General features: G+C 67.9%; 23 protein-coding genes and 1 tRNA gene. 13 read left to right on the plus strand and 11 right to left on the minus strand.

The genetic code is table 11. From position 1 onward, the window contains the following. The first annotated feature begins 46 nt into the window (after window positions 1–46). On the plus strand, window positions 47–1177 hold the full coding sequence (locus HARCEL1_RS10060; RefSeq protein WP_108383074.1) for an NAD-binding protein: 1131 nt from the start codon (window positions 47–49) through the stop codon (window positions 1175–1177). 24 nt (window positions 1178–1201) lie between these two features. On the opposite strand, the gene HARCEL1_RS10065 is transcribed toward HARCEL1_RS10060, so the two are convergent. Both HARCEL1_RS10065 and HARCEL1_RS10070 read right to left on the minus strand, forming a co-directional pair. Continuing rightward, on the minus strand, window positions 1202–3670 hold the full coding sequence (locus HARCEL1_RS10065; protein WP_108384228.1) for an efflux RND transporter permease subunit: 2469 nt from the start codon (window positions 3668–3670) through the stop codon (window positions 1202–1204). Window positions 3671–3875: 205 nt separating this feature from the next. After that, on the minus strand, window positions 3876–4628 hold the full coding sequence (locus tag HARCEL1_RS10070) for a DICT sensory domain-containing protein (protein WP_108383076.1): 753 nt from the start codon (window positions 4626–4628) through the stop codon (window positions 3876–3878). Between the two features lie 213 nt (window positions 4629–4841). Between HARCEL1_RS10070 and HARCEL1_RS10075 the strand changes: the two genes are divergently transcribed. From HARCEL1_RS10075 to HARCEL1_RS10090, 4 genes are all read left to right on the plus strand, one after another. Next, a complete protein-coding gene (locus HARCEL1_RS10075) occupies window positions 4842–5684 on the plus strand; it encodes a polyprenyl synthetase family protein (RefSeq protein ID WP_108383078.1) in 843 nt (280 codons plus the stop codon). 49 nt (window positions 5685–5733) lie between these two features. After that, window positions 5734–6285 (plus strand): AAA family ATPase, encoded by a 552-nt coding sequence (locus HARCEL1_RS10080; RefSeq protein WP_108383080.1) that lies wholly within the window; start codon window positions 5734–5736, stop codon window positions 6283–6285. Then, complete coding sequence (locus HARCEL1_RS10085; RefSeq protein ID WP_108383083.1) at window positions 6282–6716, plus strand: RNA-binding domain-containing protein; 435 nt, start codon at window positions 6282–6284, stop codon at window positions 6714–6716. The genes HARCEL1_RS10080 and HARCEL1_RS10085 overlap by 4 nt, the downstream gene beginning before the upstream one ends. A gap of 97 nt (window positions 6717–6813) precedes the next feature. Then, window positions 6814–7077 carry a hypothetical protein gene (locus tag HARCEL1_RS10090; RefSeq protein WP_108383086.1) on the plus strand — a complete coding sequence of 88 codons (264 nt, stop codon included), beginning with the start codon at window positions 6814–6816 and terminating at the stop codon, window positions 7075–7077. On the opposite strand, the gene HARCEL1_RS10095 is transcribed toward HARCEL1_RS10090, so the two are convergent. Together HARCEL1_RS10095 and HARCEL1_RS10100 are read right to left on the minus strand one after the other, a co-directional pair. Next, entirely contained in the window at window positions 7074–7631 is a 558-nt protein-coding gene (locus HARCEL1_RS10095) for a magnesium transporter (RefSeq protein WP_108383088.1), read from the minus strand. The genes HARCEL1_RS10090 and HARCEL1_RS10095 overlap by 4 nt on opposite strands. Then, window positions 7632–8195 carry a magnesium transporter gene (locus HARCEL1_RS10100; protein ID WP_108383091.1) on the minus strand — a complete coding sequence of 188 codons (564 nt, stop codon included), beginning with the start codon at window positions 8193–8195 and terminating at the stop codon, window positions 7632–7634. 140 nt (window positions 8196–8335) lie between these two features. On the opposite strand from HARCEL1_RS10100, the gene HARCEL1_RS10105 reads away from it, so the two are divergent. Both HARCEL1_RS10105 and HARCEL1_RS10110 read left to right on the plus strand, forming a co-directional pair. Then, window positions 8336–8704, plus strand: a complete 369-nt coding sequence (locus tag HARCEL1_RS10105; RefSeq protein WP_108383094.1) for a universal stress protein — start codon at window positions 8336–8338, stop codon at window positions 8702–8704. Continuing rightward, window positions 8701–9261 carry a GNAT family N-acetyltransferase gene (locus HARCEL1_RS10110; protein ID WP_108383096.1) on the plus strand — a complete coding sequence of 187 codons (561 nt, stop codon included), beginning with the start codon at window positions 8701–8703 and terminating at the stop codon, window positions 9259–9261. Before HARCEL1_RS10105 ends, HARCEL1_RS10110 begins: the two co-directional genes overlap by 4 nt. Window positions 9262–9291: 30 nt before the next feature. On the opposite strand, the gene HARCEL1_RS10115 is transcribed toward HARCEL1_RS10110, so the two are convergent. Continuing rightward, window positions 9292–9744: a universal stress protein gene (locus tag HARCEL1_RS10115; RefSeq protein ID WP_108384230.1), complete on the minus strand. Its 453-nt coding sequence runs from the start codon at window positions 9742–9744 to the stop codon at window positions 9292–9294. A gap of 119 nt (window positions 9745–9863) precedes the next feature. On the opposite strand from HARCEL1_RS10115, the gene HARCEL1_RS10120 reads away from it, so the two are divergent. Then, window positions 9864–10304, plus strand: a complete 441-nt coding sequence (locus HARCEL1_RS10120; protein WP_108384233.1) for a universal stress protein — start codon at window positions 9864–9866, stop codon at window positions 10302–10304. Further along, a complete protein-coding gene (locus HARCEL1_RS10125; protein ID WP_108383099.1) occupies window positions 10301–11395 on the plus strand; it encodes a DHH family phosphoesterase in 1095 nt (364 codons plus the stop codon). Before HARCEL1_RS10120 ends, HARCEL1_RS10125 begins: the two co-directional genes overlap by 4 nt. 11 nt (window positions 11396–11406) lie before the next feature. On the opposite strand, the gene HARCEL1_RS10130 is transcribed toward HARCEL1_RS10125, so the two are convergent. From HARCEL1_RS10130 to HARCEL1_RS10155, 6 genes are all read right to left on the minus strand, one after another. Next, window positions 11407–12432 carry a segregation/condensation protein A gene (locus HARCEL1_RS10130; RefSeq protein ID WP_108383102.1) on the minus strand — a complete coding sequence of 342 codons (1026 nt, stop codon included), beginning with the start codon at window positions 12430–12432 and terminating at the stop codon, window positions 11407–11409. Then, window positions 12425–15994: a chromosome segregation protein SMC gene (gene smc / locus HARCEL1_RS10135; protein ID WP_108383104.1), complete on the minus strand. Its 3570-nt coding sequence runs from the start codon at window positions 15992–15994 to the stop codon at window positions 12425–12427. Before smc ends, HARCEL1_RS10130 begins: the two co-directional genes overlap by 8 nt. Before the next feature lie 20 nt (window positions 15995–16014). Beyond that, window positions 16015–16251: a DUF7518 family protein gene (locus HARCEL1_RS10140; protein ID WP_108383107.1), complete on the minus strand. Its 237-nt coding sequence runs from the start codon at window positions 16249–16251 to the stop codon at window positions 16015–16017. Between the two features lie 93 nt (window positions 16252–16344). Then, complete coding sequence (locus tag HARCEL1_RS10145; protein WP_108383110.1) at window positions 16345–16542, minus strand: hypothetical protein; 198 nt, start codon at window positions 16540–16542, stop codon at window positions 16345–16347. A gap of 107 nt (window positions 16543–16649) precedes the next feature. Next, window positions 16650–17171 carry a GtrA family protein gene (locus HARCEL1_RS10150; protein ID WP_108383112.1) on the minus strand — a complete coding sequence of 174 codons (522 nt, stop codon included), beginning with the start codon at window positions 17169–17171 and terminating at the stop codon, window positions 16650–16652. After that, complete coding sequence (locus tag HARCEL1_RS10155) at window positions 17168–17938, minus strand: glycosyltransferase (protein WP_108383115.1); 771 nt, start codon at window positions 17936–17938, stop codon at window positions 17168–17170. Before HARCEL1_RS10155 ends, HARCEL1_RS10150 begins: the two co-directional genes overlap by 4 nt. 356 nt (window positions 17939–18294) lie before the next feature. On the opposite strand from HARCEL1_RS10155, the gene HARCEL1_RS10160 reads away from it, so the two are divergent. The 4 genes from HARCEL1_RS10160 to HARCEL1_RS10170 all read left to right on the plus strand — a co-directional run bounded on the left by HARCEL1_RS10160 (window position 18295) and on the right by HARCEL1_RS10170 (window position 20206). After that, window positions 18295–18370: transfer RNA gene (locus HARCEL1_RS10160), tRNA-Cys, on the plus strand. A gap of 322 nt (window positions 18371–18692) precedes the next feature. Next, window positions 18693–19379: a helix-turn-helix domain-containing protein gene (locus HARCEL1_RS10165; protein WP_108383118.1), complete on the plus strand. Its 687-nt coding sequence runs from the start codon at window positions 18693–18695 to the stop codon at window positions 19377–19379. Between the two features lie 35 nt (window positions 19380–19414). Beyond that, the gene (locus tag HARCEL1_RS13375) at window positions 19415–19561 is read left to right on the plus strand and encodes a hypothetical protein (protein ID WP_159077085.1); all 147 of its coding nucleotides are present in this window, start codon (window positions 19415–19417) and stop codon (window positions 19559–19561) included. A gap of 45 nt (window positions 19562–19606) precedes the next feature. After that, window positions 19607–20206 carry a DUF5789 family protein gene (locus HARCEL1_RS10170; RefSeq protein ID WP_108383120.1) on the plus strand — a complete coding sequence of 200 codons (600 nt, stop codon included), beginning with the start codon at window positions 19607–19609 and terminating at the stop codon, window positions 20204–20206. The last annotated feature ends 58 nt before the right edge of the window (window positions 20207–20264 follow it).

The following is a 20264-nucleotide window of genomic DNA, read 5'->3' on the forward strand; positions in this document are numbered from 1 at the left end:
GCGACGCTGGCGGCGGATTTTTTGGCTCCGACGGCGAGCGTGGCGTATGGCCCTGTGGGGGCGCGTCCGCACGACGCGCGCGGCGATCTGGCTGACCGCCCTCGTCGCACTGTTGAGCGTCACGACCGGTCTCGTCAACCTCAGCACCCGATCGGTCGCCCGTGCTGGCGACGTCATTCCCACCTGGATCGAACAGACCGCCGGCTTCACCGGTGCGATGACCGGGTTCGCGATGCTCGCGAGTGCGATGGCGCTCCGCCGGGGCTATCGCACTGGCTGGCTGGCGACACTCGCCATGCTCCCGCTGACGGCGATCCAGGGCGTCCTCCAGCAGAGCGTCCTCTCGGCCCCGCTTGTCGCGCTGTCGGTGCTCTCGGTCCCGACGGTCTGGCTGACCCGCGACCGATTCGTCCGACCGGCCGACCTCTCGGTGGTCCAGCAGGCCGCCATCGTCGCCTTCGTGGGCACCGTCTCCTACGGAACGCTCGGGACCTACGCGCTCCGCGAGGAGTTCCCCGCCGTCGAGACGCTGACCGACGCGCTCTATTTCACGGTCGTGACGGCCTCGACGGTGGGCTACGGCGACGTGACGCCCGCGACGCCGATCGGGAAGCTGTACACCCTCTCGGTGCTCGCGCTGGGGGTGGCTTCCTTTGGGTTGCTCGCCGGATCGCTGCTGGGGCCGGCGATCGAGGCCCGCTTCGCGAACGTTCTGGGAACCATGACTGCAAGCCAACTCACTACCCTCGAAGACCACGTCCTCGTGCTGGGCTACGGCGATCTGACTGCACCGATTCTCGACGAACTCACGGCGAGCGCGCCGTACGTCGTCGTCGCACCGACGGAACCAGCCTCGGTGCCCGACGACGCGAAGGTCCTCCGGGGCGACCCGAGCGACGAGCGTCTCCTCGACGACGCCGGGATCGATCGGGCGCGAGCGGTCGTCGTCGCGACCGAAGACGACGCCGAGGACGCCCTGGCGATCCTCACCGCCCGCGAACTCGCGCCCGAGATCCGTATCGTCGCCGCCGCGACCAACCGGCGCAACGTCGCGAAACTCGAACACGCCGGCGCCGACGCCGTGATCAGTCCCGCGCTCATCGGCGGGCGACTCATCGTCGAGTCGGCGCTCGGGAACGCGGATTCGACGGCGTCTCTCGACCCGGACCTGAACTGACCGGGCGCTGGTGGGCCGAGCGTCCTAGATGTCGGGCGCAGGCCGGTCGATCCCGAGTGCGACCCGGGCGCGATACCAGACGACGAGCACCGACGGCGTGACGATCATCGCCGCGAGATACGAGTAGCCGATCGCCATCGCCGTGACGAGGCCGAACTGCCCGAGGATCGGCGTAATCGCGATCACGAGGACGCCGATCCCCGACGCCGTCGTGACCATACTGCCCGTCAGCGCGCCGCCCGTGCCCCGCACGGTGTCTTCGAGCGCGTCCCAGAACGGTCGCTCGGGGTACTCGTCGGCAAATCGGTGGACGACGTGGACCGAGTAGTCGATCCCCAGGCCGATCGCGATCGAGAGGATCGTCGCCGTCAGCGCGTTCAGCGGCATGCCCAGCGCGCGCATCGTCCCGACGATCAGGGCGAGCGAGACGAGGATCGGCGCGAGATTCACCAGGCCGAGCGTCGCCCGCCCCTCGACGATTCGGTAGGCGACCAGGAGGAAGGCCCCGGTCCCGACGAGCGCGACGACGAGGCTCGTGATCGCGGACTGGAGGATCGTCGCTGAGATGGCGTCGAAGACGACGACCTGGCCGGTCGCGGTGGCGTCGCCGCGGACGTCCTCGGCCAGTCGGCGGGCCTGGCCCGATATCTCGGCGTCACTCGCGTCCGCGTCGACCTGATAGACCAGCCGCGTGCGCCGGTAGTCGCTCGTGATGTACTGGGTGGCCTGCTGGCGGGCCGGCGAGTCCATGAGTGCGTCGTAGACCGCTTCGAGGTTCTGCTCGGGGATGCCGTCACCGTCTGGGTCGTTACGCGCGACCAGACGGGCGAACGCGGGCGACGCCGCGGCGTGGGACTGGATGACCGACCCGATCCAGCGCACCTCCGCCTCGCGGTCGGTCGCGACGAACGCGGGCGGGGGGTTCCGGTTGACGTGCTGGAGCTCTTCGAGTTGGGTGGGGTCACGCATCGGCGCTTCGACGTACAGCGTCACCGACGACTGCTGGTCGCTGGCGAATCGGTCCTCGATAAAGGAGATCGTCCCCGTGACGGTGTACTCCGAGGGGGCAAAGGGTTCCGGGAGCCGATCGAGGATCGCCGGCGTGTCCTCGGGCGGGAGGAAGTCGTCCTGGTTGAACGACGTGTCGACGCCGGTGCCGTACGCCGCCGCGCCGGCCGTGAGGAGGGCGATCACGACGAGCGTCGCGATCGGGGCCCGTCGCGCGAGCACCAACCCGCCCGCGAGCACGCGTCCGAGCGCGGTGTCGTCCGCGCCCAGCGGTCGTTTCGCCGGCCGCTCCGAGCGGCCCAGCCAGTCGTCGACGAACAGTTTCGCCGCCGGAAGGAAGATTCCGAACACGCCGAACGTGATGACGATCCCCATCGCCGCGACCAGGCCGAAATCGCGGATCGGCCCGAGATCGCTCGTCAGATTCGCGGAAAAGCCGATCACGGTCGTCCCCGTGACGATGCCGAAGGCGACGAGCAACTGAGCCATCGTCGTGCGCATCGCTGGCTGAGCGCGTGCGCCCGCGACACGCTCCTCGCGATACCGGTTGATCGTGTGGATGCCGTAATCGATCCCGACCGCGAGCAACAGGGGCGGGACGGCGATCAGCATCTGCGTGAACGGAATGCCGAGCAGGCCGACCGCGCCGAACGTCCACACGATCGCCATGAGGAGTGCGAGCACGCCCAATCCGAGATCGACCGGATCGCGGTACGCGACCATCAAAAAGAGCAAGATCAGGACGACGGCAGCAGGGACGACGATCACCAGCGAGTCGAGAATGACGTTCTGGAACTCCGCGGCGACGACGCCCTGACCGAACACGGTCACGTCACCGGGCGAGCGCTCGGCAACGCTCTCGACGCCGGTCTGATAGCCCTGGAGTGGGCTCTCACCGCTCGTGCCCGCGCCGCTTCCCATGCCCGCAGGCACCTCGTGGGTGACCGTCGCGATGGTTGCCGAGGCACGCGCACTCTCGGGGTTGAAATCGTCGCTCAACGATCGCGAAAAGCCCGGGCGGGCCGCCAGCTCCGCGACGGCGCGATCGATCTCACGGGCCGTCGCGCGGTCGATGGCGTCGTGTTGGGCCGCGAGCGTGCGCGCCTCGGGATCGATCGTCTGGGCGATCGACCGGGCGACGCTGCTGGCCTCGGTGATCCGCAACGATTCCCGTTCGAGCAGGCGTTCCTGGAGCGTGAGCAGGCGGAGCAAGGCGGGTTTCGAGAGGACGTTCCGATCCTTGACGATCAACGTCGTCGACCCAGTGTCGGCCGAAAACGTCGGGCCGAACACCTCGTTGACGGCCTCGAACGCCTCTTCGGAGGGAGATCCCTCGGTAAACTGACTCGTCCCCGACTCCGTCGTGAGATTGCCCAGCCCCGCGCCGAAGACGAGCGTCAACAGCAGGCCGACGATCACGACACGGCGAGTGTGCTCGACCACCAGGCGGTCGGCCGCCGCGACGGACCACTCGACGAAATCCATCCGACCGGACATCGCCGCCGGTCGCGGTTCAGCGTTTCGGCGTGTCGTGGGCGTCGACCGACCGCCCACGCGATCGATCAGACGTCGACGTCGTCGAGATCCCAATTACCTCCGGTCGGCGGTGCTCAGCGGAGACTGTCGCTGGAGCCGTCTCGACGCGAGCGACGGCGACGACCCGAGGGCGTCCGCCTTCAGATCGCAGCGGTCAGGATGGGGCATGGGTCGGAGGGTCGGAGTCGACGACGTAGGTCTCTTCGAGGTGCGTGACGATCTGCCCGACGATCGCGGGGTCGTAGGTCCAGACGCCGTAGTACTGACCCTCCTTGCGTTCCTCAGCGACGAGCGCCGTCGCCTGGGTCGGCTCGGTCCCCCCGTCGAAGGCGACGAACCAGGTCTGGGCGATCTCGTCGGTCTCTGGTGTGTGGACCGTCCCCTGCCCGATGTGGGGGATCGCCCCGTCGGGGACCCCGTAGGTGTGGACCGTCAGCCCGCGATCAGCGAGGTCCCGGTAGATCGGGGCCTGCAACGCCATGAGTGAACTCCGCTGAAACCCGGTGTGGATCGTGCCGCTCCCGACACGGCGCGCGCGATCCTCGATTTCACGCGTGGTCGCGAGCATCTGGCGTTTGTCGTAGGCGGTGAAACTCGTCTCTTTCAGTGGCGTGAGAAACGGTTCGAACGCCCCGTCTCGAATCCCGAGGTCGCTGTCCGGTGGCCCCTCGTCGACCAACTCCCGGAGCCGATCCACCTCGACGAGTGCGATGACGGCCTCGGGACGACTGAGGACGGCGATCTCCTCGGGGCGTCCCGACGCCGTCTGGGCCGTCCGAATCCGGACGTTCTGGGTCTCGAAAAACCGTTCGAGGCGCTCGGCAATCCGACTCGCCGGCGGGAGGTTGAACAGTGTGAGATCCTTTTCGAGCGATTCGATCGCCTCGACGATCAAGCGGAGACTCATTGGTTGTTCTACGTATTTCACTGTGTTAATTGCTAGCCTCAATCGACACCGATCAGGGCCTCCGGTCGGCGCCGGGCGCGTCCCGGCCCTGGACCGTCGCGCCCGGAGACCGTCTCGGCTCTGGACCGTCTCGCCATCAGACCGTCGGGCCGAAGGGGTCCCCGACTGTCGGAGTCGTCACGTACATGTCGATTCGGTCGATATGTCTCCCCCATGCAGGACCTCGACCGGCGTCGTGACCTCGTCGAGCAGCGACTCGTCGAGGTGCTCGACGCGGTCGAACCGCCCGTGCTGGCCGATCGGAGCAGTGACGTCGTCCTCGCGGGCGGCAAGCGGGTCCGTCCGACGCTCGTGATGCTCGTCTGTGAGTTACTCGGCGGGGAGAGCGACGACGCCCTCGACTACGCCGCGGGCGTCGAACTCGTCCACAACGCCTCGCTGGTCGTCGACGACATCATCGACGAGTCGGAGTTGCGCCGCGGATCGCCCAGTGCGTGGGCGGCGACCGGGCACGGCCCCGCGCTGATCACCAGCGACGGACTGCTCGGTGAGGCGCTCGCGCTGTTTGCCGACGACCCCCGGGCGATGGAGACGATCACCGAGTCGGTCGTCGATCTGGGCGCAGGCGAGGCGACCGAACTGATGGCCTCGCCCAGCGACGAGGCGGCGTATCTCGAACTCGCGCGCCGGAAGACGGGCGCCCTGTTCCGGGCCGCCGCCGAGTTGGGGGCGATCGCCGTCGACGCCTCGCCGGAGACGACCGACGCCGCGGGGACGTACGCCGAACGCGTCGGCGTCGCCTTCCAGATTCGTGACGACGTCCTCGACGCGACCGGCGATCGAAGCCTGCTCGGCAAGCCCGCCGGCCAGGACGCCGACCTCGACCGACCGTCGGTGCTCGAAGTGACCGACCTCTCGGCGGCCGAGGCGACCGACCGAGCGCGCGAGGAGCGCGACCGCGCGCTGGCCGCGCTCGACTCGATCGACGCCGCCGATCCCGCGGCACTCGAATACCTCCGCGATCTGGCCTCGTTTGCGGTCGAGCGCGAGCGCTGAGTGGGGCCCGAACGCCACCCTTTTGGACGACCTTCGAGTACCACCGCCGATGACCGTCATCGGATTCGTCGGCCTGCCGGGCAGCGGCAAGAGCGAGGCCGCCGCCGTGGCGCGCGAGGAGGGGCTTCCGGTGATCGCGATGGGCGACGTGATCCGGGCGGCCTGTCGCGAACGCGGTCGCGATCCCGCGACCGATCACGGCGCGGTCGCGACCGCGCTCCGCGAGGAAGACGGGCCCGCAGCGATCGCTGACCGGACGATCCCGCGACTGCGAGACGCACTCAACCGGTCGGACGCCGCCGTCGTCGAGGGGATCCGCTCGGACGTCGAAGTCGAGCGCTTCGAGGACGCCTTCGGAGACGCGTTCGTCCTCGTGCGCATCGACGCGCCCCAGGACCTGCGCGCCGAACGCCTCGACGATCGCGGTCGTGACGCCACCGCCGACGCCGGCGGCGAGTCGCTGGCCGATCGGGACGCCCGCGAGCGGTCGTTCGGGATGGACGCGGCGATGGCGATGGCCGACCGAGCCATCGACAACACGAGCGACCTGGAGACGTTCCGCGAGCGCGTGCGAGAGCTCGTCGCGGAGATCGATCCATGAGTGGCGGTGACGCCCCCGAGGCCTACCGGATCGACGTGACCGCGACGGCACCGGTGTACCCCACCGAGGACCCCGACCGCGTCCGAGACGCGATCCGGACCGTGCTGCCGAGTGCCGACCCGGACCTGACCGACGGCGAGGTTCGCGCCGAGGCCCACGACCTCGCGGCGTTCTCCGAGCACCTCCACCGCCGTGAGATCCTCGAAACCGCCCGTGGCGTCTTTTTCGACGGCCGCCAGGGCGATCGCTTCGAATTCGATCTCGCGAAACAGCCGGCCGCTGCCGATCGGATCAACTTCGCCGTCGAGGAGGACCCCCACGAACTCGGGACGATCCACGTCCGCGTTCGGGTCCACGAGCCGAGCGTCGAGCGGGTCATCGACGCCATCGCACCGCCGACCGACGGCGGCGATCCACTCGACCACGAGTGATCGGAGGTCGGTCGGGCTGGGCGGCGTCCACGTCGTCGGCCGCTCGACGGCAGCCGCAGATCCGCGCGACTTTGTGACTGGCTCACCCAAAAGCGGTATGGACCTTCACCGGATCGACGTCGCGATTTTCGTCTACAACGTCGCCGTCGTGGCCTCGGGCGCGGCGGTCGTCACGAGCATGGAGATCGAGTCGCCGGTCGTCGGCGTCGGCGCCGCAGTCGTGATAGGGCTGGCCTGGACGGTCTACGTCCGACTGAGTCTGATCGACCGCCTCCTCGACCTCGAAGCCGTCGACGAGAGAGCGAGCGCGGACGACACCGACGCGGGCGACGGCGGCGCGCGACCGCCCTGGGAACGTTAGAGCAGGAGTTCGACGACACCGAACAGGACGACCACGCCCAGCACGTCACAGACGTTCGTGACGACGGGGATCACCACCGAGTCGGGATCGAGACTGGCGTGCCAGGCGATCCACGTGGTGACCGTCGTGACGGCGATCGCCACGCCAGCGAGGACGAGGCCACTCGTCGTCGCGATCACGAGCACCGTCCGAAGCGCGAGCGTGGGATCGGCCGTGAGCACCGCCAGCCCCCACGCACAGAGGCCGACGATCGGAAACAGCGTCGTCGCGAGCGCGACCGTCGCGATCGAGGAGCCGGCGAGCCAGGCCCCGCCGCGCTCGGGCCCGACCGTCCCGAGTGCGAGTGCCGTCGAGAGCCGCGAGGCGAGGATGCTCCCGAGGTTCCCCGCCGTCCCGATCGTCACCGGCACGAGCACGAGCAGGGTCGGCATCTCCAGGAGTCGATACTCGAATTGGCCGAGCACGAGGCCACTCCCGATCTCGACGAGCACGAGCACCGCGAGCAAGGGCCCCATCGCGCGCGTGATCCCCGTGATCGTCCAGCGCGACTCCACTCAGAGCACCCCCGCGACCAGACGCGCCGCGACCAGGAGTGCGGCCATGCCGAACACGTCGCCGGTCGTCGTCACGATCGGCCCGACCAGCGTGTCTGGATCCAGCCCGCGCCGGTAGCCCACCACGATCACGGCCACGACCACGACGACGAGCACGCTCCCCGAGAGCAGCCCCGAGAGGATCGCGATCGCGAGCAGCGGGGCCGCGGCGACCGGCCGACCCATCGCGGGGAGGATCGCAGCCACCGAGAGGGCGGCGAACGACCCCGCGAGCAGGCCATTCACGAGCGCCGCGGCCGCAGCGCGCCGGAGGCGGGGATCGTCGACGCGCGGGCGGAGCAACCCCTGGTGGAGCCCGGTCGCCAGCCGCGCGCCGAAGGATCCGTAGACGTTCCCCCGGAGTGCGAGTAAGGCGGGCACGAGCACGACCAGGCCCTGGACGCGGGCGAGATCGCTACGCATCCCCGCGAAGACCACCCCGGCGAGCAGGCCCCCGACGGCGCTCACCGCGAGCGGGCCGATCGCCTCGCGGTAGGCCTCCGCGGCGGCCGCCCGGACGGTCATCGTGCGCCCCGAGGGCCGGCGTGGGGAAAAACGAACCGGGCGTCGACCGGGGACGGCGATTCGTCCCGCCGACCTGATCGCGAACTGACGACCCGAACCAGGTGGCGAACGCTTATGCCCGCGCTGGCCCGACGCCCGCTATGGACGTGTTGGTGGGGGTCGGCGGAACGACGGCCTCCTGGGACGCACTCGAAGAGACTGCCGAGCGGGCCCGCGTCGCGGGCGACGCGGTGACCGTCGCGATCTTCGAGACCGACGACGTCGCGGCCGACCCTGAGACCGTCGAACGGCGCGCCCGAGAACTGCTCACGGAGGTCGGCATCGACGCCGAGATTCGACACCTCTCCGGCGATCCCGGCGGCGCGCTCGTCGAACTGGCCGACGGCGAGAGCTTCGATCGACTCGTCCTCGGTGGCTCCTCCCGGAGCAACCTCGGCAAGATTCGGCTGAACTCGATCAGCGAGTTCGTCGTCCTCAACTCCGAAACCCCGGTGACGCTCATCCGATGACCGACCGCGATGGATCGTTTCCCGAGACGCCGGCCGGCCCCTTCGAGCGACCGCCACGGTCGTTTGTGGACGGCGACGGCCAGACGATCGAGTTGGTCGAGACGGACCTCGCCGGCGAGCAGCGCGACGCGGTCGTCGCGATGTACGAGCGGTTCGACCCGGCCGACCGCGCCCAGGGCATCCCACCGATCGAGCGCGACGCGATCGAGCGGTGGCTCGACGAGTTGATCTGCGAGCACTGTCTGAACGTCGTCGCCCGTGACGGCGACCGCGTCATCGGTCACGCCATGGCCGTCCCCGACGAGACCGGGACGCCCGAGACGATCGACGCCTACGAACTCGCGATCTTCGTCGAGAGCGCCTACCAGAACGTCGGCATCGGGACCGAACTCACGAGTGCGTTGCTGGGCGACGCCGCCGCCGCGGACGTCGAATACGTCTGGCTCACCGTCGAGCGCTGGAACGACCCCGCCGTCGCGGTCTACCGCGAGGTCGGCTTCGAAGTCGTCGAATCGACGAGCTTCGAACTCGAAATGGCGATTCGACTCACGGCGTGATCGGATCGCAAACGCCGAACGAACCGACGATTAGACCGACAGCACGGGTTCGCTCGCGTACGAGAGCAGGTGTTGAGAGACACGCCCCAACACGCCGGGGTCTTCGCTACGGTCGTCGCCGCGCTCGATCACGATGAAGTCGGCGTCGACGTCGTCGGCCCCGTCGAGGACGGCCGTCACGGGGTTCCGCGAGAGCTCAGAGACCGAAAAGCCCGCCGTCGCGGACTGGGTGACCGGCACGTCGTCCGAGCAGTCCCTGACGGTCTCGTGGACGACTTTCATGAACGCGCGCTGCTGGTTGGCGACGGCCTCGGGGTCGAGTCGTCCGCGGGCCAGGCCTCGGACGACGCCCTCTTCGAGGACGTGTAACACGTGGAGGCTGGCGTCGTAGCGCGCAGCGACCTCGACGGCGTACTCGACGGCCCGTTCGGACCGGTCGGTGGCATCGACGGGAACCAGCACAGTATCGACGTCGACGGGCATCGCGTGCCATTGGATCGCGACCATTCAAAAATCCACCGTGTTTTGCGGTCGATCGAGAGACTGCGTCGTGGAGATGCGTCTCCGATACCCTGATGTGCGCGGCCGCCGCGAACTGGTGTATGATCGACACCGTCGTCCTGACGACCGACGGCTCGGCCAGCGCGGATCGAGCGGTCCGCGTCGCGCTGGACCTGGCCGACCGGTTCGACGCGACGATCCACGCCCTGTACGTCGTCGACACCGTCGAAGTCGAGGCCTCACCCAAGCAGGTCCGCGAGGACCTCCACGAGGCGCTGCTCGACAGCGGCCACGACGCGCTCGACGCCCTCCAGGAGCGCACCGACAGCCAGATCGAGACGGTCGTCCGCGAGGGCGAACCGACCGACGAGATCTGTGCGTACGCCGACGAGATCGACGCCGACGTGATCGCGACCGGGACCCGCGGTCGCCACGGCGAGCACGCGCTCCTGCTCGGGAGTGTGGCCGAGAGCGTCGTCCGGCGGGCGACGATGCCCGTGTTGACCGTCCGCCAACTCGACGAGGAGGAGGCCGCCGCATGAACTGGTCGATCGACGACTGCTCGATCGAACGCCAGTCGATCCTCCCCGGCCAGGGCTTTTTCGAGCCCAGCGAGGACCGTCCGGCGCTCGATCTGGCCGATGCGGAGTGGGTCGTGATCGCGGACCCCGACGCCGACGGCCTGGCCTGTACCGCGCTCGTCCGGGCGACCCACGATGGGCAGGTCACGCTCGTCCCGACCGATCCCCACCAGTTGGCCGACCAGCTCGAACGCACCGCCGCAGCCCTCCCGGCCGAGACGCCAGTCGTGATCTGCGATCTCGCCCCCGACGAGGCGAGCGACCTCGCGGGCCTCGACGCGCTCGTCGAGCAGGCCGAATCGGTCGCCTGGTACGATCACCACGAGTGGGACGACGCGTTGGCCGACCAGGTCCGCGCGGCGGGCGTCACGCTCGCGGTGGGCGACTCCGAGACGGTCTGTGCCGCCGATGTCACCGCCGAGCACCTGGATGGCGTGCCCGACCACCTCGCGGAACTCGTCGCCGTCACGCGCGATCACGACCTCTGGATCCGCGATGATCCGCGCAGCGACGACCTGGCCGACTACGCCCACTGGGCCGACCCAGAGGAGTACATCGCGACCGTCACCGAACACGGGGCGGACCTGCCCGCCGACGTCCAGGCGGTGCTCACCGAGCGCCGCGAGCGCAAGGCCCAGTTGATCGAGAAGGCCGCCGCCCGCGCCGAGATGCGCGATATCGGGCCCTGGACGGTCGCCGTGACCTACGGCCACTGCTCACAGAACGAGGTGGCCGAGCGATTGCGCGAGCGAGGAGCCGACGCCGCAGTGATCGTCAAGCCCGCCGGCAGCGCCTCGATCCGCGGGACCGAGAACTTCGAGCGGTGTCACGAAGTGGCCGAGGCGGTCGGCGGCGGGGGCCACCCCCGGGCCGCGGGCTGTAAGCCCGACATCTACGACGACCCGCTCGATTACGCTCACCACTGGACGACCCGCGGTGCGGTCGCCAAACGGCTCATCCTGGAGGCGTTTCACGACCTCGTTCCGGAGGACGGCGCGGACGGCGATGACAGCGCGAACGTCGACACCGAGGACAGTCCTGAAAGCGAGTAGGGGCCCGACGCTCAATCGTCGTCGGTCGGCTCTGGCGTGGCCGGATCGGCCGCCTCGGGATCCGCCTCGTCCCCGTCGGAATCAGCGAGCGCGGACGCGGCCGTCGCGTCGTCGTCTCTGATCCCGGGCTGTTGCAGCCAGAGGTCACCGAACAACGCGTCCTGTTCCATGTCGATGACGTCCCGATCACACAGGAAGAGCACGCCCAGATACGTCTGGACGCGAGACGGGCCGGCGTCCTCGATTTCCGCGAACAGCACTTCCGAGCGACCCGCCTCGAATTCCGCTTCGATCGCCGCACGCACGTCGTCGAGCAGGTCCTCGATGTGCTCGGCGTGGGTCGTGCCCGTCACGTCCTCGGCGGTCGGTTCGCCCGCCGCGCGGTCGGCGTCGCCGCTGCGGTAGTCGAGTCGCTGGGTGCCCCGGCGAAACCCCTTTGGGGAGTCGCTGGTGTCGTACTCGCGGGACTCTTTCCAGCGCGCCTCGCGTTCGATCTCGCGGAGTTCGCGCACGAGTTCGTCGAGCGTCCGGGGCGACCCGCGAGCGCGCTTGCGGTCGATCCGCCGATCGATCTCGCGTTCCAGGTCCGCGAACGGGTCGGGCCCGCCCGGTTCGGGTGGGGCTCCCGGTCGGGGCTCGGCCCAGGGGTCCTCGGGGTCGGGTTCGTCCTCCTCGTCCTCCAGGAGCATCTCGCTTTTCATCCGGACGAGCACGCTCGCGTAGAACAATGCGCGCGCGGACGCCCGGAGGTCGCTCTCGTCCAGGCGATCGAGAAATCGGTCGGTGACGCGCACGACGTCGATGTCCCAGGGATCGATCTCGCCGTCGTCCGCGAGATCGACGAGCACGTCCACCGGCTGGACCGGGCCCTCGGTGTCGGCGGTCGCGACCGCGCCGCCGTCCGGCCGTGGCGGACCGAGGGGGTCGCGTCGCTCGTCGCCGTTCCGCTCCGCTGGATGCTCCGACTCCCTGCGGTCGTCGGCCTCCCGCCCCGCTGGATGCTCTGACTCGCTACGCTCGTCAGGAGCATCAGTCATCAGCGGGCACCTCCTCGCTCGACAGGTCGATCCCGGTGACCTCGCTGACGTTGTCCGCGGTGATCGTGACGCCGATCGCGCGCTCGGAGCGTTCGAGCATCGCGGAGCGGTGACTCACGACGACGAACTGCGCCTCGCCCGCGAGTTCGTCGACCATCTCCCCGACCAGATCGGCGTTCGCCGCGTCGAGGAAGGCGTCGACCTCGTCGAGCGCGTAGAACGGCGCAGGGTTGTGCCGCTGGATCGCGAAGATGAAGGCGAGTGCCGTCAGGGACTTCTCGCCGCCGCTCATCGCATCGAGGCGCTGGATCGGCTTGTCGCCGGGCTGGGCTTTCATCGTCAGGCCCCCCTCGAAAGGATCCTCGTCGTCTTCGAGGTGCAACTGGCCCGTGCCGTTCGAGAGGCGCTCGAAGATGTCCTGAAAGTGGTCGTCGATCGCTTCGAACGTTTCGAGGAACGTCTCGCGTTTCTGGGTCTCGTACCCGTCGATGCGGGCGCGGATCTCGTCGGCTTCGGTCCGGAGCGTGTCGCGTTTCTCTTCGAGATCGTCGAGATCGGCCGCCACCTCGTCGTACTCGTCGATCGCGAGCATGTTGACGGGTTCGAGTTCCTCCATCCGGGATTCGAGTTGCCCGATCTTCGTCCGGACGGTGTGGTGATCGGGAATCTCCTCGGGGTCGTACTCACCGACCTCCGCTTCGATCTCGGCGATTTCGTCGGCGCGGCGCTCGATCTCGGCCTCGGCGGACTCGATCTCGTCGTCGACACGGTCGCGCTCGCGGCGGGTCGCGTCGCGGGCCTCGCGAGCCTCGTTCAACTCGGCCGATAACTCGTCGCGCTCGTCTTTCAGTTCGACGAGTTCGGATTCGAGCGCGGCGATCTCGTCCTCGATCGCCTCGATCTCGCCGTCGATCGCCTCGATCTCACTCTCGATCTCCTCGATCTCGCGCTCGCGCTCGGCGGCGCGCTCTTTGGCGGCCTCCACGCGGCCCTCCAAGTCCTCGATGGCGTCTTCGGCGTACTCCTTTTCGAGGGCAAGTTCGTTCAGTCGCGCGTCACGGTCATCGATCGCGGATTTCCGGTCGGCAATCTCGGCGCGTAACTCGTCGGCGCGCTCGGTGAGTTCGGCGAGTCGAGAGTCCTCGATGTCGGCTTTCAGATCGGCGATGTCGTCTTCGATCGCTGCGATCGTCTCGCGCTTCTCGCTGATCTGGGCGTCTAACTCGTCCATCTCGTCGGCGACGGCCTCGCGTTCGGCCTCGATCTCGTCGAGACGGGATTCGAGGTCGTCGATTTTGCCTTCCAGCGCGTCGCGTTCGTCTTCGAGGTCGTCGATCTCGCGTTCGACGTCGCGCAGTTGCTCGGTCGCGTCGGCCTTCCGGTCGCGGGCGTCTTCGATGCGCCCCTCGACGTCCCGAAGCTGTTCGCGCAGGTCGCGACGCTGGTCTTCGAGGTCGTTGATCCGACTGGCGACACGGTCGAGTTGCCCGCGACTCCCCGAAAAGGAGTGCCGAGACCCACTGGTCGACCCACCGGTCATCGCGCCGCTCTTCTCGACGAGATCACCCTCCAGCGTGACGATGCGGAGTTGGCCCATCAGTGCGCGCGCGGTCGCCATGTCCTCGACGACGACGGTGTCACCGACGACGTACTCGAAGATAGAGCGATACTCGGGGTCGAAATCCAGGAGTTCGACCGCGAAGTCGATCACGCCCGGATCGTCGGGGAGCCGAGGGAGCGATCGGTCCTCCATCTCGGTGATCGGAAGCACGGTCGCCCGGCCGGCATTCCGCTGTTTGAGGTGGTCGATACAGCGTTCACCGACCGAATCGTCGTCGACGACGACGTTGGCCATTCGCCCGCCGGCGGCAGTCTCCAGCGCGGTCGCGTACTGGGGGTCGACGCTCGCGAGGCGCGCGACCGGGCCGTGGACGCCCTCGATGTCGGCGTCGAGCAGGGTCGTCACCGCGCGGCCGAAGGAGCCGTCGCCCGACTCCTCGGCGGTGGCTTCGAGGCGGGCGTACTCCTCCTGGGCGGCCGAGAGGTCGTCTTCGACGGTGTCCAGATCTGACTGGATCGACTCGCGGTCGTCTTGTAGATCTTCGATGACCTCCTCGATCGTCTCGCGATTCTGCTCGGCTTTCCGACGTTCGTCGGCCAGCGCGGCGATCTCGGTCTCGATCTCGGGGACGCGCTCGCGGGCCTCCGCGAGGTCGTCCTCGATCTCCTCCTGTTCGTCCGAGCGGCGGCGTGCCTCGTCGATCAGACGGTCCTGCTCGCGCTGGAGTTCGTTTTGCTCGGCCTTGGCGTCCTCCAGATCGGCCTTGCGGTCCTCCAGGCGCTCGCGAATTGCCTGGACGGTGTCGTCGAGCGCGTCGATCTCGGACTCGACGGTCTCCAGTTCCGCCTCGAAGTCCTGGCGTTCGGCCGCCAGCGAGGATTTCTCGACTTTCAGATCGCGGATGTCACTCGTGAGTTCCTCGACGGTCTCCTGTTTCCGGTCGATCTCGACGAACGCCTCGCGGCGCTCGCTCTCGGCGTCTTCGATGGCCTCCTCGGCGGCGGCCCGGCGGTCGGCCAGTCGCGAGCGCTCGCCTTTGAGCTCCTCGATCTCGCGTTTGAGTTCGAGCTGTTCGTCCTCGCCTTTCCGCTGGATCTCCGCTTCGAGATCGCCCAGCTCGTCTTCGAGGCGCTCCACGCGGGCATCGCGCTCCTCGAAATCCGCGACGATTCCCTCGCGGCGCTCCTGGAGCTCTTCGAGGTCGGCCTCGCGATCGACGAGTTGCTCGCGTTTCCGTTCGAGTTTCGCCGCGCGCTCGTAGGTCTCGTAGGTCTCCTTTTCCTCGCGGAGCTCCTGGTATTCGAGTGCGGTCTCGCGTTCGTCTTCGAGTTGCTCCAGCCGATCGGTCTTCTCTTCGATGCGGAGATCGGCCTCCTCGATGCGTTCCTCGACGGTTTCGAGTTCCTCGAAGGCCTGGGCTTTCTTCTCGTCGAACTCGGCGACGCCCGCGATCTCGTCGATGATCTCCCGGCGCGTCCCCGCGGTCATGTTGATGATCTCGGTGACGTCGCCCTGCATCACGACGTTGTACCCTTCGGGCGCGATCCCCGCCTGCGCGAGCAGGTCCTGGATGTCCGAGAGGTTGACCGAGCGGTCGTTGATGTAGTAGTAGGAGTAGTAGTTGTCCTCGGTCTCTTTGACCCGCCGGCGGATCGCGATGGTCTCGACGTCACCGATCTTGTCGGTCCCGGCGGCCGAGACGACCTGCTGGCGGTCGAGCGTGCCGTCCGCGTTGTTGAGGACGACCTCGACGGTCGCCTCCCGTGGGCCACTCGTGTCCGACTCGCCGTGGTGACCCGGGTTGTAGATCAGGTCGGTGAGTTTCTCCGCGCGGATGCCCGAGGTGCGGGCGAGTCCGAGCGCGAACAGCACGCCGTCGATGATGTTCGATTTGCCCGACCCGTTGGGCCCGCTGATCGTCGTGAAGTCCTCGTAGAAGGGGATCCGCGTCTTCCGGCCGAAGCTCTTGAAATTGTCGAGGACGATCGCGTCGATGTGCATGGGCGGGCGAGGCTCCGACTCTATGCCACGATGATGTCGTCGGAGTCCTGTTCGTCTTCAGTCTCGGACTCCTCGGAATTAGATGTGTCGGCCTCGGGGAGGATGTCGTCGCTCTCGGTCGTCGAGACGTCGGCCAGATCGGCGTCGGAGGCCGCTTCGAGGTCCCGAATGCGTTGCTTGCACTCGATCAACTCATCGGTCAGGCCCGCGACGCTGGCTTCGAGTTCCTGAACGCGCTCCTGCAGGTCCTCGCTCATACCAGTCTCTCCGGTGTCGAGGCCCTTGAACGTGTGTCAGACACGTGTCGGATCGTTGTCTGTCCAGACGGGAGAGACCCGTCGAGAGATCGATCAGGGCGAGACTGCATCCCCATCGGCCTCGGCCCCCGCGACGGCGTCGGCCAGCGCCTCCCGACCGTCCATCACGTGGACGTCGAGCGAATCGTCCTCGATGCGGTCACCGCCGTCGTCGGTCTGCTCGTCGGTCAGCGTCGCCTCGTCGCTGACTGCCATGAACAGATCGCGCAGTTCGTCGGTGTTCGCGGCCATGCGTACCCACGGATTGATAGCGGTTCGTAATAAATCTTGTGCTGGCGGCGACCACCGCCGTGGGCGATGCTCACGGTCTAACAGGCCCGAATCGACGCCGACAGGAATCAATCGCGGATCGAGAATCGTCGATCCGACTCCGACGGGTCGGTCGAAGCCACAGTGTCGCTCACGTCCTCGCGGTGGACCTGCCAGGTGAACAGACTCTCGAAGACGTAGTTGACACCCATCGCTGCGGCGATGGCGATCGGACTCGCGAGGAGGAACCACCAGTCCGTCCCCGCGAGGACGACCTCGACGGCCATGATCTGGGTCAACACGGTGTAGACGGTCAACTGGACGGTCACGCCGCCGGACCGAACGAGATGGGACTTGGCGATTCGCGTCGCGAGCGACCGGGGATCCATCGCGCCCTCGTCCGCGAACGTCCAGACCTCGTTGACGGCGAACATCACGAGAATCGCCGTCTCGACACCGGCGGCTTTCGCCAGGAGTTCGGGCGCGCCGAACACCAGTCGGAAGACCATAAGAACGGCCGTGTCGGCGGCCGCACCGACGATCCCCACGGAGACGAACTGCCCGAATCGGACGCCCGAGAGGAGCGCGCCGAACCGCTCGCGGTCGATCACGAGTGCCCCCGGCGAATCAACGCCTCGCCGTCGTCGCGTCGGTCCGCGATCGCTCGGTGGAGGCGACTGTCCTGGATCTGGCGCGCGCGGTGGCGGGCGGTGAGGAGCGTCCGCCCCATTTCGAGGACCGCATCCAGGGGATCGACCGTCGATCCGGGCTGGTCTTGCCAGGTGATCGGCACCTCCTCGATCCGATAGTCGAACGCGGCGGCGACCGCGATGAGTTCGACGTCCCACGCGAACCCGGCCTCGTAGAGGTGGCCCCGAACCGTCTCCCAGACCGCCGCGGAGAGTGCCTTCGCTCCACACTGGAAGTCGTACAGGTCGGCAGCGAGAAAGCGTCGCGCGAGCCAGGCGAACCCGTCGCCCAGCAGGCGTCGCCCGACGGTCTGGTGACTCCCGACGTCGGACTCGGGATGACGGCGCGACCCGACCGACAGATCGGCCGAGTCCGAGCGGACCGGGTCGATCACGGCCGCCACCGATCGAGCGGGCGTCGCGCCGTCGGCGTCGACAAAGGCCAGCACGTCCGTATCGAGCGCTTCGAACCCCGCAGTGATCGCCGCCCCTTTCCCCCGTCGCTCCGAGACGGTCGCGACCTCGGCGTCCGCCGCGTCGAGACGCTCACGAACCCCCTCGTCTGGATCGTCGAGTTCGATCCGAATCGTCGGGTCGTCCAGCGCCGCCGACAACTGGTCGACGTAGGCGATCAACCCCTCGACGTCGGGCCGGAACGCCGGCACGACCACCCCCACGGACCGGCTCATCGCTGATAGTTACCCGTATATCGATAAAAATTGTTCGGACTCCGCCGTCGACAGCGATCGGTGCTTTCCTGACCGGGCCCCGGACACGTAACGCATTTATCGACGCGAGTGGGAGTATCGATACGCGCCAAGGTGGCAGCGTTCGGCCTCACGCAGCGGCCTGCAGTTCCGGAGCGCTAAAGCGCTCCGACCTTCGCGAACGCTTCGCGTTCGCTCAGTTCCCGCAGACGGCCGCGCTCGTCGAGCTCGCGCGACCGACTGCCGACGTGCCGCCTCGCGGGACTCGGCGGCACAGGCGCCCACCGCCGGTTCAGACCAAAATAGATAACCCGCCAGACCGCAGACCTCTCACACGTGCCAAGGTGGCAGAGTTCGGCCTAACGCAGCGGCCTGCAGAGCCGCCCATCGCCGGTTCAAATCCGGCCCTTGGCTCTTCTGACTGAGCAGAGCGAACGAAGAGAGCAAAGCAGCCGGATTTGTAACCAGACGAGTCGAAGCTGCCAAGCGAAGCGAGACAGACCGTCTCGTTCCGGTTCAAATCCGGCCCTTGGCTCTTCTGATTCTCGACAGTCGGTCACGACTCCCTCCGTCGCAATCATTATGGACACAGCGGTCGATAGGTCGAACGGATGAACCGAACAAAACTCATCGCCATCGTCGCCATCGTCGCGATGGTCGTCATCGCGCTCCGCAAGCACCGCTCCTCGGACGAGGACGAAGTCGAAATCGAATAGTTCAGTACCGCTCAACACGGGTGACAGAGACTCTCATCGCTGAATTCGAGGTCACGTCGTCGTCGGTCGTTCTCGGACCGACGCTGGCCCGCGACCTCGACGTGACCGTTCACGCCGAGCGACTGCCGGTCTCGGACGGAGAGACGACCTGGTTTCACGTCCAGGTCCACTCCGGGGAGTTCCAGGCGTTCGAACGCGCGCTCGCTGAGGATTCGACGGTCGCCGACGCCAACCTGTTCGTCACCCACGACGAGACCTCGCGGACCTATCGGCTGACGATCGCCGACGACGTGCCCGTGATGACCGCCACCGTCGCCGCCATCGGCGAGGAACTGCTCGACCTGCGTTCGAGCGGTGACGGCTGGCGCGTCCAGATCCGGACGACCGATCGGGCGTCGATTCGGGCGTTCACCGAGTTCTGTGCGACCAACGATATCGACTGTGACCTCCGCGAACTCTATCGGTCGGCGGCCCCCGTCGGGACGGTCGCCGTCCCGCTCGACACCGACGACGCCGAACTGCTCCGGACGGCACTGGAGGCAGGCTATTTCGAGGTGCCCCGTGAGACCAGCCTCGAAACACTCGCCACGACGTTCGACTGTTCTGAATCGACACTCTCGGTGCGTCTCCGGCGGGCCACCCGAGACGTCCTCCAAGAACTGCTCGCCGAGTCCGGCGCTGATAAAGCCCCAACCAGTTCGGAGTGATCCCCATCAGTCCCCACCACGTACCAGTGGCTGCAATGGAACGACAACGAGTGGGGCGGGATGGTACAGAGACGGGTGTGACCGAAAGCGACCGGGCCGCCGTGCGAGTCACGATCGACATCGACGGGCGGCGACTGGTGTACGACCGCAGCGACATCGCCGCCCTCGCGATCGAGCGGTGACGGGGCGGCCATAGAACTATCCGGGAGGGCGCCGTCGGTCCTGAGATGGCAGACGACAAATCGGGCCGGACGGACCAGGCCCACGACGCCGACCGCCGACGCCGCGAGCGCGACCTTGCCGAGCAACTGGAACGGATGGACGAGCCCAGACCACCGATCGAGGACGACGTCCTCGATCCGGTCATCGAACCGCTCGATGGGATCGAGTTCCCGGCGACGAGCGCCGCGGTCGTCGCGACGATCGGTGATCGGGCCATCGAGATGCCGGACGATCACGTCCCCGTCGCGGACCTCCTGCCGAACTCCGAGCGGATCGTCTTCGAGTCCACCGCGGCGGTGCGCGCGCGGACGAAACGGCCGACAGTCGCCGCCGCGATGAAACGGATCGTCGAGGCCGCCGACGAACTCCAAGAGGCGGAGTTCGATCGGTCGCGCCGCGAAGCCTACGAGAAGACCCTCCGGGCGCTCGCTGCGATCGACGCCACCGACGACGACCAGCCCGTCGACGTGATCGCTGACTGGATCGTCGACCACGTCCACGCGAACGACTCGCTCCCGGGGTCACGGGCGGTCCGCCGGCAGGCGGCCAAACACTGCCGATCCCAGGACTACGCGGTCAGCAATAACGACTGGCTCGGGATCTGAGCGGGAGGTCCCCGAGCCGACCGCAACATTCGTCGACGACACGGTGCTTTTGCGCATC

This window comes from Halococcoides cellulosivorans (assembly GCF_003058365.1).
GTDB classification, from domain to species: domain Archaea; phylum Halobacteriota; class Halobacteria; order Halobacteriales; family Haloarculaceae; genus Halococcoides; species Halococcoides cellulosivorans.